The organism is Jannaschia sp. Os4 (genome assembly GCF_016820245.1).
GTDB lineage: Bacteria > Pseudomonadota > Alphaproteobacteria > Rhodobacterales > Rhodobacteraceae > Jannaschia.
The window spans coordinates 339,551-355,407 of the sequence record NZ_JAFCAR010000003.1 but is presented as its reverse complement, the minus strand read 5'-3'; the positions used below and the strand labels follow the sequence as shown (position 1 = coordinate 355,407).

The 15,857-nt window shown below is 72.3% G+C and carries 15 protein-coding genes; 4 read left to right on the top strand and 11 right to left on the bottom strand.

The window, feature by feature from the left end; all coding sequences use genetic code 11:
• Positions 1-4: 4 nt before the first annotated feature.
• The 9 genes from JQC91_RS06725 to JQC91_RS06685 all read right to left on the bottom strand — a co-directional run bounded on the left by JQC91_RS06725 (position 5) and on the right by JQC91_RS06685 (position 8,980).
• Positions 5-877 carry a 2-dehydro-3-deoxygalactonokinase gene (locus JQC91_RS06725; protein ID WP_203286033.1) on the bottom strand — a complete coding sequence of 291 codons (873 nt, stop codon included), beginning with the start codon at positions 875-877 and terminating at the stop codon, positions 5-7.
• Positions 874-1,644 (bottom strand): SDR family oxidoreductase, encoded by a 771-nt coding sequence (locus JQC91_RS06720; RefSeq protein WP_203286032.1) that lies wholly within the window; start codon positions 1,642-1,644, stop codon positions 874-876. The genes JQC91_RS06725 and JQC91_RS06720 overlap by 4 nt, the downstream gene beginning before the upstream one ends.
• Before the next feature lie 61 nt (positions 1,645-1,705).
• The gene (locus JQC91_RS06715; protein ID WP_203286464.1) at positions 1,706-3,751 is read right to left on the bottom strand and encodes an alpha-galactosidase; all 2,046 of its coding nucleotides are present in this window, start codon (positions 3,749-3,751) and stop codon (positions 1,706-1,708) included.
• Positions 3,752-3,898: 147 nt separating this feature from the next.
• Positions 3,899-4,747, bottom strand: a complete 849-nt coding sequence (locus JQC91_RS06710; protein ID WP_203286031.1) for a carbohydrate ABC transporter permease — start codon at positions 4,745-4,747, stop codon at positions 3,899-3,901.
• A 2-nt stretch (positions 4,748-4,749) separates the two neighbouring features.
• Positions 4,750-5,109: an MmcQ/YjbR family DNA-binding protein gene (locus JQC91_RS06705; protein WP_203286030.1), complete on the bottom strand. Its 360-nt coding sequence runs from the start codon at positions 5,107-5,109 to the stop codon at positions 4,750-4,752.
• Positions 5,106-6,059, bottom strand: coding sequence for a sugar ABC transporter permease (locus tag JQC91_RS06700; RefSeq protein ID WP_203286029.1), 954 nt, complete (start codon positions 6,057-6,059; stop codon positions 5,106-5,108). Before JQC91_RS06700 ends, JQC91_RS06705 begins: the two co-directional genes overlap by 4 nt.
• A 2-nt stretch (positions 6,060-6,061) precedes the next feature.
• A complete protein-coding gene (locus JQC91_RS06695; protein ID WP_203286028.1) occupies positions 6,062-6,508 on the bottom strand; it encodes a hypothetical protein in 447 nt (148 codons plus the stop codon).
• Between the two features lie 83 nt (positions 6,509-6,591).
• The gene (locus tag JQC91_RS06690; RefSeq protein ID WP_203286027.1) at positions 6,592-7,851 is read right to left on the bottom strand and encodes an ABC transporter substrate-binding protein; all 1,260 of its coding nucleotides are present in this window, start codon (positions 7,849-7,851) and stop codon (positions 6,592-6,594) included.
• Between the two features lie 106 nt (positions 7,852-7,957).
• Complete coding sequence (locus JQC91_RS06685) at positions 7,958-8,980, bottom strand: fatty acid desaturase (RefSeq protein ID WP_203286026.1); 1,023 nt, start codon at positions 8,978-8,980, stop codon at positions 7,958-7,960.
• A gap of 127 nt (positions 8,981-9,107) precedes the next feature.
• On the opposite strand from JQC91_RS06685, the gene ugpC reads away from it, so the two are divergent.
• Positions 9,108-10,163, top strand: a complete 1,056-nt coding sequence (ugpC, locus tag JQC91_RS06680) for a sn-glycerol-3-phosphate ABC transporter ATP-binding protein UgpC (RefSeq protein WP_203286025.1) — start codon at positions 9,108-9,110, stop codon at positions 10,161-10,163.
• Between the two features lie 214 nt (positions 10,164-10,377).
• Here the strand turns inward: ugpC and JQC91_RS06675 are convergent, their stop codons facing one another.
• Together JQC91_RS06675 and JQC91_RS06670 are read right to left on the bottom strand one after the other, a co-directional pair.
• Entirely contained in the window at positions 10,378-12,573 is a 2,196-nt protein-coding gene (locus JQC91_RS06675) for a primosomal protein N' (protein ID WP_203286024.1), read from the bottom strand.
• A 181-nt stretch (positions 12,574-12,754) separates the two neighbouring features.
• Positions 12,755-13,384, bottom strand: a complete 630-nt coding sequence (locus tag JQC91_RS06670; RefSeq protein ID WP_203286023.1) for a LysE family translocator — start codon at positions 13,382-13,384, stop codon at positions 12,755-12,757.
• Between the two features lie 65 nt (positions 13,385-13,449).
• Between JQC91_RS06670 and fsa the strand changes: the two genes are divergently transcribed.
• The 3 genes from fsa (at position 13,450) to JQC91_RS06655 (ending at position 15,856) form a co-directional block, all read left to right on the top strand.
• Positions 13,450-14,103, top strand: coding sequence for a fructose-6-phosphate aldolase (gene fsa / locus JQC91_RS06665; protein ID WP_203286022.1), 654 nt, complete (start codon positions 13,450-13,452; stop codon positions 14,101-14,103).
• A 161-nt stretch (positions 14,104-14,264) separates the two neighbouring features.
• The gene (locus JQC91_RS06660; protein WP_203286021.1) at positions 14,265-14,942 is read left to right on the top strand and encodes a DUF484 family protein; all 678 of its coding nucleotides are present in this window, start codon (positions 14,265-14,267) and stop codon (positions 14,940-14,942) included.
• 2 nt (positions 14,943-14,944) lie between these two features.
• The gene (locus tag JQC91_RS06655) at positions 14,945-15,856 is read left to right on the top strand and encodes a tyrosine recombinase XerC (protein WP_275296992.1); all 912 of its coding nucleotides are present in this window, start codon (positions 14,945-14,947) and stop codon (positions 15,854-15,856) included.
• The last annotated feature ends 1 nt before the right edge of the window (position 15,857 follow it).

Below are 15,857 nucleotides of genomic sequence, written 5' to 3'. Positions count from 1 at the left end.
GTCCTCAGGCGGTGCGCGCGGCCGACAGGCCCGCGATGGTCGCATCCTTGGCCGGGATGGCCCGCGCGGTCACGCCTTGGGCGTCGAGCGCGGCCATATAGGCGGGCGTCGTCCGGTCGGAGCCGCAGACGACCACCTCGCGGCCCAGCCACCACGGGCGGGCGGCGGCGAGCTCCGCCCCGAGGAGGAGGCCCGACAGGGTCGCGCGGGCCGTCGCCGGATCCTGCCGGTCGAGCAGGTCGGCGGCGCGCAGGCGGAACAGGCGGGCGGTCAGCGCCTCGGGCCGGGAGAGCGCGTCCGAGACGGAGGCGGCGAAGGCCGCGTCGTCCCAGCCGTCGGCCCCGACGGAGTGGCGCAGGACGGATCGCTCGGAAAGGAGCGCGAAGACCTCGCCGGACATGACGGTCAGGAAGGAGATGACCTCGCCCGCGCTGACGTGGACCCATTTCGTGTGCGTGCCGGGCAGGCACAGGCAGCCGTCGAACTCGCCCGAGATGGCGAGGCATCCGGCGATCTGCACCTCCTCGCCGCGCATGACGTCCGGGTGGGGCGCGCGCTGGGACAGGCCCGGCACGATGCGGACGTCGAGGCGGGGATCCTTGGTCGGGACGGCCACCGCGTCGCCCAGCGGGGTGCAGGGGACCGCGCGGTAGGGCGCCTCGTGCCAGCCTTGGCGCGCGCCGACCATGCCCGCCGCCCGGACCTCCGCGGCGCCTTCCAGCCAGTCGTCGATCAGGGCCACGAGCGCGGGCTCGAACCCCTCGCGCGCGAGGCCGCCCATGCCGTCCGCGCTCTCGCGGGTCTCCAGCGGGCGGTCCCCCTCCATCAGGGTGGCGCGCAATCGGCTCGTGCCCCAGTCGACGGCGATCCACCTCATGCGGCGACCGTGACCACGCCGCCGTCCACGGCCATGACCTGCCCGGTCATCATCTTGGACGCCTCGGAGGCGAGGAACAGGGTGGGGGCGACCATGTCCTCCGGCTTCAGGTGGTCCTTCAGGCACTGCCGGTCGAGATGGGCCGCGAGCGCCTCGGGCGTGGCCCACTTGTCGAGCTGCGCCTGCGTCAGCACCCAGCCGGGGGCGAGGGCGTTGAGGCGGATGCCCTTGGGGCCGAACTCGCGCGCGAGCGACCGGGTGAGGCCCGTGATGCCCGCGTTGGCCGCCGTGTAGATCGCGTAGCCCGCGTTCCCCATCATGTAGCTGATGGAGGAGTAGTTCACAACGTGACCCGCCACGCCCGCGTCGAGCATCCCCCGGATCGCGTGCTGGCAGGCGAAGAGGTAGGACTTGAGGTTGATCTCGATGGACCAGCGCCAGAAGTCCTCGTCCACGTCGAGGGTCTCGTGGCGCTTGTCGTTGGCGGCGTTGTTGACGAGGCGGGTGACGGTGCCGTGCCGCGCCGACGCCTCGTCGAGGGCGGCCCGGAGCGCGGCGGTGTCGGTCACGTCGCATTGCAGGAACAGCGGCTCGTTGCCCGTGGCCTCGGCCATCTCGGCTGCGAAGGCGGCGTAGTCCGAGCGGCCCACGAAAGCGACCCTCGCGCCTTGGCGCAGGAAGCCCTCGGTCAGCGCGGCGCCGATGCCGGAGCCGCCGCCGGTGACGAAGACGGAGGCGCCCTCGAGGTCGGGGAAGGTGGGGGTCATGCGGGCCTCCTCGAATTTCCGTACGGAACGTGAAGCCGCCGGGGGCGGGTCTGTACAGTGTTCACAGGCGTCGGCCCTCCACGACCCACATGGTCTCGGGGAAGGACCACGGCAGCACCAGTCCATGCTGCATGAGCCAAGTGCCCGACAGCTCTACCGGGCCGTCCTTGAGGAGCGGCATCCCCCGGCTGAGCGCGGGGGCGTCGGCGCGGTTGACCAGCTCGATCCGGTAGGTGGCGTCGGCCTCCAGCGCGGTGAGGCGGAGGGGGCGGGGCGCGATCTGGGCGGAGGTGGCGGCCTTGCCGGCGAAGCAGACGAAGCGGGAGCCGTCGCGGGCCTGCTGCTGCTCGGCGAGCACGGCGGGGTCGGCGCTGTCGAGGCGGTGGATGTCGGCGGAGGTCATCCAGTCGCGGTTGGCCTTCCACCACGCCGCGACGTCGCGCAGCACGCGCGCCTCGCGGTCGTCCAGCTCGCGCGGGTCCATCTCGAACCCCATGTGCCGCTGCGCGGCGACCCACGCGCGGAACGCGATGTCGAGCACCCGCCCCGACGTGTGGCACCGGCGCGGCCCGACATGGGAGCCGGTCACCGCGAGCGGCAGCCACAGCGCGCCGTCGTGCTGGATGCGGAGCCGCTCCAGCGCGTCGTTCGAGTCCGACAGCCACACCCGCTGGGTGCGCTTCAGGATGCCGAAGTCGATGCGGCCGCCGCCCGACGCGCAGGACTCGATCTCGACCTGCGGGAAGTCCGTCCGCAGCCGGTCGATCAGCGCGTAGCTGCCGCGCGTCTGGTCGGCGTCCGGCATCGGCAGGACGCGGTTGTGGTCCCACTTCACGTAGTCGATCGCGTGACGCGACAGGATCGCGGCCATGCGATCGTAGATGAAGTCGCGCACCTCCGGCAGCGCCATGTTGAGCGCCTTCTGCTGGCGCCCCAGCGTCTGGTCCTCGCCGCCCAAGGCCCAGTCCGGGTGGGCGCGGTGGATGTCGCTGTCGGGGTTGATCATCTCGGGCTCGAACCACAGGCCGAAGGTCATCCCGAGGCCGTGGACGTGGTCGATCAGGGGGCCGAGGCCGTCGGGATACTTGCGCGGGTCCACCTCCCAGTCCGACAGCGACCGGGTGTCGTCGTCGCGCTGGCCGAACCAGCCGTCGTCGAGGACGAAGCGCTCCGCCCCGAGGTCGGCGGCGCGTTCCGCGATGTCCTTCAGCACGGGGAGCTTGTGGTCGAAGTAGACCGCCTCCCAGCAGTTGTAGTGCACCGGGCGCGGATGGGCCGCGCCCTTGGGCCACGTCACGATGCGGTCCCGGACGTGGCGCTGGAAGGCGACCGCGCAGCCGTTGAGCCCGTATTGCGAGTAGGTGACGTAGAGGGTCGCGCTCTCGAACCGGGTGCCGGGCTTCGTCTCCATCCGGGCGGCGTGGCCCCACTGGATCTGGCGGCGCCCGTCGGGCAGCTCCTCGGCGATCATCTTGTGGCCGCCGGACCAGCCGTAGTGGAAGCCGTAGCACTCGCCTTGGGTGTTGGTGGCGCCGCGCAGCGGGACAAGCAGGCCGGGGAAGTGCTCGTGCCCCGTCCGGCCCGTGCGGTTCTCGCGGTAGCGCATCCCCGGCGACCACGCGGTGCGGTTGAGCTGGAACTCCCCCACCCACCGCCCGGAAACGTCGATCATCTCGTCGGACTGCTGCGGCGCGGGCAGGACGGGCGCGGCGAGCCAGTGCAGGTGGACCGGGCGGTCGGCCTCGAGGACGGTCTTGGCCTCGACGATGCGAGTCGAGGGGTCGGGGCGGAAGCGGAAGGTCAGCCGCAGGCCGTTCTCCGCGTCGGCATAGGTAAGGGAGAGGCCGTCCGCCGCGTCCTCGGAGGCGTAGCGGAACTTGGGCAGCAGCGGCGTGCCGCCCTCGTCGCGCAGGATCAGGCCGGGCTGGCCGGGGAAGGTGCGGACCGCCTCGGGGGACAGCGACAGGTCGGGGTTCTCGTCCAGCATCCCGCCGGTGACGTCGATGGCGGCCGCCGCGTGGAGCGTGGCGAGGTCCGCCTCCGCGGGCAGCGGCGCGCCCCAGTAGACCACCTCGGGCAGCCGGTCGCCGGTCGCGGCGAGCACCATCGTCTGGCGCGCTCCCGTCTCCGGGTCGCGGTCGTCCAGCCGCCATGCGCGGGCGGCGCGGCGGGGGGCCGGCGGGGCGGGGGCGGTGCCGACGGGCAGGGCATCCGCCGTGGCGGGGGGCGGTGTCGCGGTCATGGTCGCGCGGCTCTACTTCACGGCGCCCAGCGTCAAGCCCGCGATGAAGTGCTTCTGCATCAGGAAGAACATCAGCACCGGCGGCAGGGCGGCGACGATGCTGCCCGCGCTCATCAGGTGGTAGGCCGCGCGGAACTGCGAGTTGAACGAGGTGATGCCCGCCGTGACGGGCTGGGCGTCCGGGCCTTGGGTCAGGACGATGGCCCAGAAGTAGTCGTTCCAGATGAAGGTGAAGATGAGCACGGCCAAGGCGGCGAGCGCGGGCTTCATCAGGGGCAGCACGACGAACCAGAAGATGCGCCACTCGGACACGCCCTCGACCCGCGCCGCCTCGATCAGCGGGAAGGGCAGCGCGCGGATGAAGTTGCGCATGAAGAGGGTGCAGAAGCCGGTCTGGAAGGCGACGTGGAACAGGACGAGGCCCAGCTTGGTGTCGTAGAGGCCGAGGTCCACGGTCAGGTCGCGCACGGGGACCATCAGGATCTGGAAGGGCACGAAGTTGCCCGCGATGAACATGAAGAAGATCCACAGGTTGCCCTTGAACCGGTAGATGCCCAGCGCGAAGCCGGTCATGCACGACAGCGCCACCGCGCCCACCACCGTGGGGATGGTGATGAGGAAGCTGTTGAGCAGGTAGCGCGGCATGTCGCTGTCGAAGAACACGCGCCCGTAGTTGGCCGCGAGGTCGAAGGACGACGGCATCCCCCAGTAGTTGCCGGTGGCGAAGTCGGCCTCGGGGCGGATCGAGAAGATGGCCACCGCGATCAGCGGCAGGAGCCACATGATCAGGGCCAGCGGCAGCAGCGTCTTGTAGGCGGTCTGGACCGCCGCCGACTGGGTCTGGATCGGGCGCGGGAACATGGTCAGAGCGCCTCCCGGACGCGCTTGGGCAGGGTGGCGACGATGGTGTCGTAGCTGACGGCGATGCGGTGGGCGGCCTCGTCCGCATCCGTGCCCTCGAAGGGGACGCGGACCCACGAGCGGTGGAAGTAGGGCGCGCGCCGCGCCACGCCCGCGTCGATCAGCATGGCGGCGGTCTCCACGTCGGGGCACTTCACGGAGAACCCGCTCGCCCCCTCGGTGGGGGCGGAGGGCTTGGACGCCTCGCCCGAGAAGCAGCAGAACATCTTGCCGCCCACCTTCCACGCGACGAGCTCCCCCGGCGCGGGGGGCGTGGCGCCGGGATGGGCGGCGCAGAGCGCGTCGACGGCCGCCCGGTTCACCGCGCCGCCGCCTTCTCGTCGCGCCACATCGACCACAGGAAGTAGGCGATGAAGAACAGCATGATGAAGAACAGCACCACCGCGATGGCCGAGCCGTAGCCCATGCGGAAGCCGTATTCCGACAGGGCCTTCTCGAACATGTAGAAGCTGAGCACCCGGGTGGAGCCGAACGGCCCTCCGTTGGTCATGATCGAGATCAGGTCGAAGGACCGGAGCGCGCCGATGATCGTGACGACGAAGGCGATGAAGGTCGCGGGCCGCAACTGCGGCAGCACGACGTGCCACAGCATCCGCCAGCCCTTGGCCCCGTCGAGGCGGCCCGCCTCGATCTGCTCGGGGTCCACGGCGTTGAGGCCCGTCAGGTAGAGGATCATGCAGTAGGCCGTCTGCGGCCACAGGCCCGCGGCGATGATCGCGTAGGTCGCGATGTCGGGGTCGCCGAGGAAGTTGACCCCGTCGATCCCGAACCAGCCGAGGACCACGTTCAGGAGCCCCACGCGCGGCAGGTAGAACCACGAGAACACGAGGCCCACGACCACTTGGCTGATGACGAAGGGGAAGAAGAACAGAGACTTGTAGAGGCGGATGCCCGTCACCGTCTGGTTCAGGAACAGCGCGATGAAGAGGCCCGCCGGGATGGCCAGCAGGTAGAGCACCAGCCACTTGAGGTTGTTCCAGAGGCTGATCTCGAACGCCCGGTCGGTGGCCAGCTCCTCGTAGTTGCGCAGGCCCACGAACTCGCCCTGCTCGGACAGCTCGCCCAAGCCGTTCCACTCGTAGAGCGAGACGTGGAAGGACTGGAAGATCGGGATGATGACGTAGACCGCGAAGAACAGGATGCCCGGCAGGAGGAACAGCCACGGCGTGATCGCGATCTCGTTGCGGCGGTACCAGCCGCGCCCGCGGACCGGCGGATGGATGTCGGGGACGGCGGGGGAGACGTTGGCCATGCTTATCCTCCGCAGGCGGACCGGATGGCGCGGGCCGATCCGGCGAGGTGGATGTCGCGCGTCTCGCCGGGCAGCGCGAAGGTCGCGCGGCTGCCCCGCGCCAGCGCCTCGAGGAGGCCGCTCGGGATCGGCGCCTGCCCGATGCCGACGAGCCCCGTGCGCGGGAAGCGGGTGCCCGTCCCCTCCAGCGCGAAGGCCCGCCCGTCGACGGAGACCCGCGCGCGGGCGGGCGCGCCCTCGGCCACGCGGGCGTCGGTGTCGATCTCGATCACGGGGATGGGGCCGTTGCAGGCGAGCAGGAAGAAGCCCTCGCCCGGCGCCTCGCAGGGGCCGAGCGCGGCGAGCGCGCCCTCGGCCCACCACATCGACCCGGCGGTGCACGCGCCCCGCACGGAGGCCCCCGCCGGGGCGGCGGCCAGCACGAGGAGGGTGGCGATCAGTCGGCGCATGGGAGGGGACCAGCGGTTCGGACCGGCCCCCGCCGATGGGTCGGAGGGGTGGGGGCGGCGCGGACGCCGCCCCCGGTGAGCCGTCACTCGTAGATTCGCGCGCGCGCCTGCTCGAGGCGGTTCAGGATGTCGTCGAGGTTGTCGGGGAACACCATGAACTCCTGCAGGCCCTCCATCGCGATGGACGCCATCTCGGCGTCGAGGTCGCGGTCGAAGAACTGCATGATCCCGCCCGTCGCGTTGTTCGACAGCATGTCGAAGCCCGCGTTCAGGAACTCGTCGTCGTCGACGGACGAGTTGGCGTTGACCGGGAGCTGGCCAAGCGCGTCCCCGCCGTTGATGCGGGTCTGCACGTCGGCCGAGGTCACGAAGCGGAGGAACTCCTTGGCGGCGTCGGGGTTCGACGCGCCCGAAGCGACGTGGAACGTGTCCGTCGGCGCGTCCTCGGCATAGGCCACCCCGTCCGTGATGGTCGGGAACTGGAAGAAGTCCAGCTGCTCGTCCGACAGGCCCGCGTCCCGCAGCGGCGCGACGGCGAAGTTGCCCATCAGGTAGTGGACGGCCTCCGGGTCCTCGCCGGTCATGAAGGGCAGCGCCTCCTGCCACGAGTAGGTCTGGTGGTCGTCGATGAACGCGCCCATGTCGATCAGCTCGCGCCAGTTGGCGAACGTCTCGCGCACGCGGTCGTCCGTCCACTCCACCTCGCCGCGGGCCAGCTCCATGTGGAAGTCGTAGCCGTGGGTCCGGGCGTTGATGTAGTCGAACCAGCCGCCGGCCGTCCAAAGGAACTTCGACCCGATGGTGAAGCACTTCTTGCCCGCGTCGAGGATCGCTTGGCAGTTGGCCTTCAGCTCCTCGTAGGTCGCCGGCTCCTCCAGCCCGAGGTCGTCGTAGACGTCCTCGCGGTAGTACACGCCCCACTGGTAGTAGGTGTAGGGCACGCCCCACTGCTTGCCGTCGATGGTCATCGCGCCCTTGGTCGAGGCCAGCGCCTCGAACTCCGGCTCGGCCCAGACGTCGGAGACGTCCATGAACAGCCCCGAGTCGACGTAGGGCCGCATCCGGTTGGCGGCGTACCAGTTCACGACGTCCGGCGGGTTGGCCGACAGCGCGTTGCGGATCTGGCTCTTCCACGCCTCGCGGTCGACGATCTCCAGCTCGACGGTGAGGTTCGGGTGCATCTCGTCGAACTCGGCCGCGAGCCCCTCCATCACCGCGCGCGGCGCGGGGTTCGACATGTCGGAGATGATCCGCATGGTGCCTTCGAGGGTCGAGTGCCCGTCGGCCAGCGCCGTGCCGGCCAGCATGGTGGTGGCGGCGAGCGCCGCGATGGTGGTGCGCATTGGTGTCCTCCCTTGCGCGCGGCCCCTCCTCCGGGCCGCGCTTGCGGCGCGACGATGCACCCATCCCCCCGCCGGGGGCAAGCGGCGTCGCGGGGGAGCCCGCGCCTCAGGCCGCCGCGTGCGCCTCGCGGAAGGAGATCAGCCGCCGCGCCGCCTCGTCCCACAGCGTCAGGCGCACGGTGGCGAGGCTCTCGCGCACGGTGATCCGCCCCATCCGCGCGAGGTCCGGGTGGTCGCGCAGCACCTCGGGCAGGCGGTAGAACGGGATCCGCGCCGCGAGGTGGTGGACGTGGTGGACGCCGACGTAGCCCGTGATCCACGGCAGCGGGCGCGGCAGCACGTAGTTGGACGAGCCGTGCAGCGCCGCATGGCCGAAGCGCCACTCCTCCTCCTCGGACCAGTGCGTCTCCTCGAACTGGTGCTGCACGTAGAACAGCCAGATGCCCGCCGTCGCCGCGATCAGCGTCGTGGGCAGCTGCACCGCCAGCACCGGCCCCCAGCCGAAGACCGACGCCAGAAGCAGCGCGGGCGGCACCACGGCCAGCGTCGTCGCCAGCGTCGAGACCCACGGCCCCGGCCCGTCCCGCATCAGCCCCACGGGCAGGCGGAACTGGCACAGGAACATCCACGCGGGCCCGATCCCGAACATCACCGCCGGATGCCGGTAGAGCCGGTAGCGCAGCCGCCCGAGGCGGGACTGCGCGCGGTACTCGGCCACCGTCAGCGTGGTGATGTCGCCGAGGCCCCGGCGGTCGAGGTTGCCCGCGCCCCCGTGATGCACCGCATGGGAGCGGCGCCAGTAGTCGTAGGGCGCGAAGGTCAGCACCCCGAGCAGGCGACCCGTCCAGTCGTTCGCCCGCTTGGACGCGAAGAGCGCGCCGTGCCCGCAATCGTGCTGCAGGATGAACACGCGCAGCAGGAACCCCGCCGCCGGGATCGTCAGGAGGAGGCCCCACCACTGCCCGCGGGCGACCAGCGCCGCCGCCGCGAGCCACAGCGCCGCGTAGGGCAGCAGCGTGATCGCGATCTCGAGGAGGCTCCGCCCGAGGCGGGCGTTCTGGTAGGGGCGCAGCTCGCGCGCCCAGTCCTTGTAGCTGCGCGGGGTCTCGGTCGCGGGGGCATGGCCCATGTCGGGTCCCTTCGGCTGCGGGGCGCGGGAGCCGACCTGCCGCCGCGCGTCGCGGGCGACGCGGGAGGGCGTTGCAATCCTCCTCCGCATGCCCTCCCATGACCGGGGGAGCAAGGGGAGGGACAATATGTCCGGAGTGACGCTCGACACCGTGGTCAAGCGGTACGGCGACACGCAGGTCATCCACGGGGTCGACCTTCAGGTCGAGGACGGCGAGTTCTGCGTCTTCGTCGGCCCCTCCGGCTGCGGCAAGTCCACGCTCCTGCGCATGATCGCGGGGCTGGAGGAGACGACCGAGGGCGCGATCCGCATCGGCGGGCGCGACGTGACCCGGGCCGAGCCGGCCGACCGCGGCGTGGCGATGGTGTTCCAGACCTACGCGCTCTACCCCCACATGACCGTCGAGGAGAACATGGGCTTCGGCCTGCGGATGAACGGCCATCCCAAGGCCGAGATCCGCGAGAAGGTCTCCGAGGCGTCCCGCATCCTCAAGCTCGACGAGTACCTCAAGCGCAAGCCCGCCGCCCTGTCGGGCGGCCAGCGCCAGCGCGTCGCCATCGGGCGCGCCATCGTGCGCGGGCCCGAGGTGTTCCTCTTCGACGAGCCGCTGTCCAACCTCGACGCAGAGCTGCGCGTCGAGATGCGGGTCGAGATCGCGCGCCTCCACAAGGAGATCGGCGCGACCATGGTCTACGTCACCCACGACCAGGTCGAGGCGATGACCTTGGCCGACAAGATCGTCGTCCTGCGCGCCGGGCACATCGAGCAGGTGGGCGCCCCCCTCGACCTCTACCGCGACCCCGACAACCGCTTCGTGGCGGGCTTCATCGGCTCTCCGGCGATGAACTTCGTCGCGGGCACCGTGCGGGGCGGCGGCGTCCACGTCCCCGCGCTCGGCACCACGGTCTCCCCGCCGGTGGCGCTGCCGTCCGAGGGGACGAACATGATCGTGGGGCTGCGGCCCGAGCATCTGGAGATGGCCCCCGGCGGCGACCTCGGCGTCGACCTGACCGAGGCCTTGGGCGGCGTCTCCTACGCCTACCTCACCGCACCCACGGGCGAGAAGCTGATCGTCGAGGAACGCGGCGACGTCCGCTCCTCCGAGGGCGACCGGGTGGGCGTCGCCATCGACCCCGCGCGGCTCTACCTCTTCGACGCCGCCACGGAGCGGCGCCTCCGGTAGGGGCGCTGCCCCCGATCCTGCGGGCCTCCCCCGGGATACTTGCGGCAGGAGGAAGGAGGGTCGGGCACCCGGTGCATCGACCGGGCGCCTTCCCCTTGCACGGCCATCGGCTTCCCAGCCTGTTCCGCGCGCCCTCGTTAGCGGGTGAATGGTTAAGGAACGGTTCTTCCTCTTGCCGGAAATATCCCGGGGTCCGGGGCGGAGCCCCGGTCGCTCAAAGGAAGCTCTGCGGGTCGATGTCGATGGACAGCCGGGTGGACCGCGGCAACTCCACCCCCGCCGCCCATTCCGCCAAGGCGGGCTGGATCGGCGACTGGCGCGGCGCCTTGACCAGCAGCCGCACCCGGTGCCGCCCCCGGATGCGGGCGATGGGCGCGGGCGCGGGGCCGTAGAGCTCGGCCCCCACCTGCTCCAGCACGTGCGCCCGGCGCGCCAGCGCGTTGCCCACGTCGAACGCCGTCCCCTGGTCCGGGTCCGAGATCACCACCCCCGCCATGCGCCCGTAGGGCGGCACGCCCGCCTGCTGCCGCCCGGCGGCCTCGGCGCGCCAGAACCCCTCCTCGTCGCCCGCGAGGATCGCGCGGATCACCGGATGGTCCGGCTGATGCGTCTGCAGCAGCGCCTGCCCCTTCCGGTCCGCCCGCCCCGCGCGCCCCGACACCTGCCGCATCAGCTGGAACGTCCGCTCGGCGGCGCGCAGGTCCGACCCCTGCAACCCGAGGTCGGCGTCGATCACCCCCACCAGCGTCAGCAGCGGGAAGTTGTGCCCCTTGGCCACGAGCTGCGTGCCGACCACGATGTCCGCCGCCCCCGCCGCGATGTCTTCCACTGCGGCCTTCAGCGAGCGGGCCGAGCCGAACAGGTCCGACGACAGGATCGCCACCCGCGCCTCGGGGAAGAGCGCCGCCACCTCCTCGGCCATGCGCTCCACGCCCGGCCCCACGGCGGCCATCTTGCCCTCCACCCCGCAGGAGGGGCAGGCGGGCGGCATCGGCGCGGTCTCGCCGCACTGGTGGCACATCAGCCGCTTGAGGAAGCGGTGCTCGACCATCCGCGCGTCGCATTGCGGGCAGCCCACCTGCTCGCCGCAGGCCCGGCACAGCGTGACGGGCGCGTAGCCCCGGCGGTTCAGGAACACGAGGCTCTGCTCGCCCCGTGCCAGCCGCTCGGCCATCGCCGCCTGCAACGCGGGCGACACCCACCGCCCCGAGGGCGTGGCCTCCGCCCGCATGTCGATGACGCCCAGGTCCGGCATCACCGCATCCCCGAACCGCGAGATGAGGTCGAGGCGGCGATACTTGCCCGCCTCCGCGTTGGCCCACGATTCCAGCGACGGCGTGGCCGAGGCCAGCACCACCTGCGCCCCCTCCTCGCTCGCGCGCAGCACGGCCATGTCCCGCGCCGAGTAGAGCACCCCGTCCTCCTGCTTGTAGGAGGTGTCGTGCTCCTCGTCGACGATCACGAGGCCGAGGTCCGGGTAGGGCAGGAACAGCGCCGAGCGCGCGCCCACGACCAGCCGCGCCTGCCCCGACGCCACCATGCGCCAGCAGCGCCGCCGCTCGGCCTGCGTCACGCCGGAATGCCATTCGGCGGGCCTCGCGCCGAACCGCGCCTCGACCCGCGTCAGGAACTCCGCCGTCAGCGCGATCTCGGGCAGCAGCACCAGCGCCTGCCGCCCGGCGGCGAGGCAGGCGGCCACCGCCTCCAGGTACACCTCCGTCTTGCCCGACCCCGTGACGCCGCGCAGCAGCGTCGTGCCGTAGGTCCCCTGCCCCACGGCGGCGCGCAGCACGTCGGCCGCCTCCTCCTGATCAGGGGCGAGGTCCTTGCCGGGCCGCCCGTGGTCCAGCGCGTCATAGGGCGCGTCGCGCGGCGCCTCCACCTCGGCCACGCCGTGCCCGACGAGGCCCTTCACCACCCCCGTGGACACCCCGGCGAGGTCCGCCAGCTCGGACAGTCCGAACAGCTCGCCGGGCCGCTCCTTCAGCGCGTCGAGCAGCTTCGTCCGCGCCGCCGTCACGCGCGGCGGCTCGCCCTCGCCCAGCGCGTAGAGCCGCCGCTTGCCCGGCGGCTCCCCCAGCCCGGGCACCCGCAGCGCGAGGCGCAGCATCGAGACCATCGGCGTCAGCGTGTAGGCGGCGGCCCGCTCGAGGAACGCCCGCATCCCCGCCGTCATCGGCGGCACGTCCAAAGCGCGCGTCACCGGGCGTAGCCGCTCCATGGGCCAGTCGCCCTCGGCCTCGCCCCAGACCACGCCCATCACCGTGCGCGGCCCGAGCGGCACCTCCACGAAGGCGCCCATCGCCACCCCGCCCTCGGGCGCGCGGTAGTCGAGCGGGCCGTCCAGCGGCTGCGTGGTCAGCACCGCAAGCGGCTCTCCGGGGGCGAAATGTCGGGGCATGGGTCGCATCGGACCCCCATATCGTGGGTCTTGGGCTGGAACGGTAGGGGGGGAGCGCCGCCGCCCTCGCATCGTCTTCGGCCTCGTCGCCTCCATCGCGCCGACGAGGTTCCGGCGCCCCCCCGCGGAGGATCGGTCCTTCCTCTTGCCGCAAATATCCCGGGGGTCCGGGGGCCGGCCCCCGGCGCCCTCAGCCCGCGCGGCGGATCAGGGCCGTCGCCGCCTCCATCGCCACCAGCGCGCCGCCCCCGAAGCGCGTCATCCAGCGCAGCGTGGCGGGCCGTTTGAGCCCCGTCCGCATCCGCGCCGCGAGCAGCGCGTAGAGCAGCGCGTTCGCCGTCGCGAGGCCGACGAAGGTCGCGACGAGGACGGCGAACTGCGGCCCCAGCGGGCGGCCCGGGTCGACGAACTGCGGCACGAAGGCGATGAAGAAGGCGATGGACTTCGGGTTGAGCGCGGTGACGAGCGCGGCGTGGCCGAAGATCGCGCGCGACGTCGTGGCGCGGCCCGCGGTCAGGTCGTCCAAGGCCGCGTCCCCCGCCGAGCGCCACAGCCTGACCCCCAGCCAGACCAGGTAGGCCGCGCCGATCCACTTGAGCGCGGTGAACAGCGTGGCCGAGGCCAGCACCAGCGCGCCGAGCCCCGCCAGCGAGGCGGTCATCGCCACGAGGTCGCCCAGCGCCACGCCCAGCGCCGAGGCGACGGCCACGCGGCGCCCCTGCGACAGCGCGTAGGACATCACCAGGAGGATCGTCGGGCCGGGGATGGCGAGCAGCGCCGCCGAGGCCAGCGCGAAGGCGATCCACGTGGTCGGGTCCATTTCGGTTTCCTCGCGCGTTGGGAGTGATAGGACGCACCCGACAGCCGCAGGCAGGAGGACGCAACATGAAATTCTTCGTGGACACCGCCGAGGTCGACGCCATCCGCGAACTCAACGACCTCGGGATGGTGGACGGCGTGACGACGAACCCGTCGCTCATCGCCAAGTCGGGCCGCGACATCGAGGAGGTCACGCGCGAGATCTGCGACATGGTCGACGGGCCCGTCTCCGCCGAGGTCGTCGCCACCGAGGCCGACGACATGCTCCGCGAGGGGCGCCACCTCGCCAAGATCGCCGACAACATCTGCGTGAAGGTGCCGCTCACTTGGGCGGGGCTGAAGACCTGCAAGACGCTCTCGGACGAGGGCACGAAGGTCAACGTGACGCTCTGCTTCTCGCCCAACCAGGCGCTGCTCGCCGCCAAGGCGGGCGCGACGTTCATCTCGCCCTTCATCGGGCGGCTCGACGACATCGTGCTCGACGGCATGGACCTGATCCGCGACATCCGCGAGATCTACGACAACTACGGGTTCGGGACCGAGATCCTCGCGGCCTCGATCCGCTCGGCCAACCACATGAAGGAGGCCGCGCTGATCGGCGCCGACGTCGCCACCGCGCCGCCGGGCGTGATCAAGGCGATGGTCAAGCACCCGCTCACGGATGCGGGCCTCGCCGCCTTCCTCAAGGACGCCGAGGGCGCGGGCATCAAGATCGGCTGACCCGGGCATGTGCCCGGGGGGGGCCGACCTGTTGCCCCCCGCCCCGCATGGACGCGCGGTCTCGCCCGGGGCCGCGCGTTTCGCTTGCGCGCCCGCCGGGGCGGGATGCTAAGGCTCGGGGCAAGCGCCGGCGTCAGATCGGCCGTTGCACGAGGCAGAGCATGGCAGACCCCCACCTCAAGGGGACCGATTGGCGCGACCGCGTCCTCGGCGACCCCGACATGATCCTTTCCGACCGCGACGTGATGGCCGCGCTGGTCGCGGCGTCGGAGCGGGCCGCCGGCCCCACCGTGGTCGACATGCGCGGGCAGGCGATGGACCGGCTCCGGGCGCGGCTGTCGCGGCTGGAGGACACCCATCGCAGCGTGGTGGGCGCGGCCTACGACAACCTGTCGGGCACCAATCAGGTGCATCGCGTGCTCCTGATGCTGCTGGAGGCGGCCTCGTTCGTCGAGCTGCTCGACGTGCTGACCTTCGACGCGGCGGAGGCGTTCCGGATCGAGACGGTGCGCCTCGTGCTGGAGACGACCGGCCCGGGCACGGTGCCGCACTCCGGCGTGGTCGCCGTGGGGGCGGGCTTCGTGGAGCGGCACATGGGCGCGCGGGCGGTGACGCTGCGGGCCGTGGGCGAGGGGTCGGCCCGGATCTACGACCGGTCGGGCCCGCGGCTGCGCTCGGAGGCCTGCGTCCGGCTGGACCTCGGGCCGGGGCGGCTGCCGGGCATGGTGGCGTTCGGCGCCGCCGACGCGGCGCAGTTCGGGCCCCACCAAGGGACGGAGCTGCTGGCCTTCTTCGGGCAGGCGCTGGAGCGGTTGATCCGGCGCCATCTCGACGGGTGAGCCTGTCGCTCAGCGAGGGCACGCGCGACGCGCTGGCCGCGTGGGGCGACCACATGCGCGGCGTCGAGGGGCGCGCGCCGAACACGGTGCGGGCCTACGGCGCCGACGTGGGCGCCTTCCTCGCCTTCCTCGCGGAGCATCGCGGCGGGCCGATGGGGCTGGCCGCGCTCGGCGGGGTGGCGACCCCCGACCTGCGCGCGTGGATGGCGCGGGAGCGGGCACGGGGCACGGGCGCGCGCTCGGTCGCGCGGCGGCTCTCGGCGGTCAAGGCGTTCTGGCGGTGGCTCTCGGACCGCGAGGGGTTCGACCCGACCGCAGTGCTGTCGGCCCGCGCGCCCCGCTTCCAGAAGCCCCTGCCCCGCCCCTTGGCCGCCGACGCCGCGAGCGCCTTGGTCGAGGCGGTCGGGATGCAGCACCCCGAGCCGTGGATCGCGGCGCGGGACGTGGCGGTCGTGACGGTCCTCTGGGGCTGCGGCCTGCGCATCTCGGAGGCGCTGGCGCTGGAGGGCCCCGCGCTGCCCGAGGTGCTGCGCGTCACCGGCAAGGGCGGCAAGGAGCGGGTGGTCCCCGTGATCCCGGCGGCGCGCGCGGCGGTGGACCGCTACGCCGCCGCCTGCCCGTTCGACCTGTCCGCCGGGCCGACGTTCCGGGGCGCGCGGGGCGGGCCGCTCAACCCGCGCCTCGTGTCCGGGGTGATGGCGCGGACGCGGATGCAGCTGGGCCTGCCCGCGACGGCCACGCCCCACGCGCTGCGCCACTCCTTCGCCACCCACCTGCTGGAGGCGGGGGGCGACCTCCGCGCGATCCAGGAGCTGCTCGGCCACGCCTCGCTGTCCACGACGCAGGGCTACACCGCCGTGGACCAAGTGCACCTGATGGAGACCTACGCGCGGGCGCACCCGCACGGCGGCTGAC

What these genes read in the sequence shown, in the direction of transcription:
- JQC91_RS06725 (WP_203286033.1), bottom strand. Translation starts at nt 877, where the DNA reads ATGAGGTGGATCGCCGTCGACTGGGGCACGAGCCGATTGCGCGCCACC.
- JQC91_RS06720 (WP_203286032.1), bottom strand. Translation starts at nt 1,644, where the DNA reads ATGACCCCCACCTTCCCCGACCTCGAGGGCGCCTCCGTCTTCGTCACC.
- JQC91_RS06715 (WP_203286464.1), bottom strand. Translation starts at nt 3,751, where the DNA reads ATGGTGCTCGCCGCGACCGGCGACCGGCTGCCCGAGGTGGTCTACTGG.
- JQC91_RS06710 (WP_203286031.1), bottom strand. Translation starts at nt 4,747, where the DNA reads ATGTTCCCGCGCCCGATCCAGACCCAGTCGGCGGCGGTCCAGACCGCC.
- JQC91_RS06700 (WP_203286029.1), bottom strand. Translation starts at nt 6,059, where the DNA reads ATGGCCAACGTCTCCCCCGCCGTCCCCGACATCCATCCGCCGGTCCGC.
- JQC91_RS06695 (WP_203286028.1), bottom strand. Translation starts at nt 6,508, where the DNA reads ATGCGCCGACTGATCGCCACCCTCCTCGTGCTGGCCGCCGCCCCGGCG.
- JQC91_RS06690 (WP_203286027.1), bottom strand. Translation starts at nt 7,851, where the DNA reads ATGCGCACCACCATCGCGGCGCTCGCCGCCACCACCATGCTGGCCGGC.
- JQC91_RS06685 (WP_203286026.1), bottom strand. Translation starts at nt 8,980, where the DNA reads ATGGGCCATGCCCCCGCGACCGAGACCCCGCGCAGCTACAAGGACTGG.
- ugpC (WP_203286025.1), top strand. Translation starts at nt 9,108, where the DNA reads ATGTCCGGAGTGACGCTCGACACCGTGGTCAAGCGGTACGGCGACACG.
- JQC91_RS06675 (WP_203286024.1), bottom strand. Translation starts at nt 12,573, where the DNA reads ATGCGACCCATGCCCCGACATTTCGCCCCCGGAGAGCCGCTTGCGGTG.
- JQC91_RS06670 (WP_203286023.1), bottom strand. Translation starts at nt 13,384, where the DNA reads ATGGACCCGACCACGTGGATCGCCTTCGCGCTGGCCTCGGCGGCGCTG.
- fsa (WP_203286022.1), top strand. Translation starts at nt 13,450, where the DNA reads ATGAAATTCTTCGTGGACACCGCCGAGGTCGACGCCATCCGCGAACTC.
- JQC91_RS06660 (WP_203286021.1), top strand. Translation starts at nt 14,265, where the DNA reads ATGGCAGACCCCCACCTCAAGGGGACCGATTGGCGCGACCGCGTCCTC.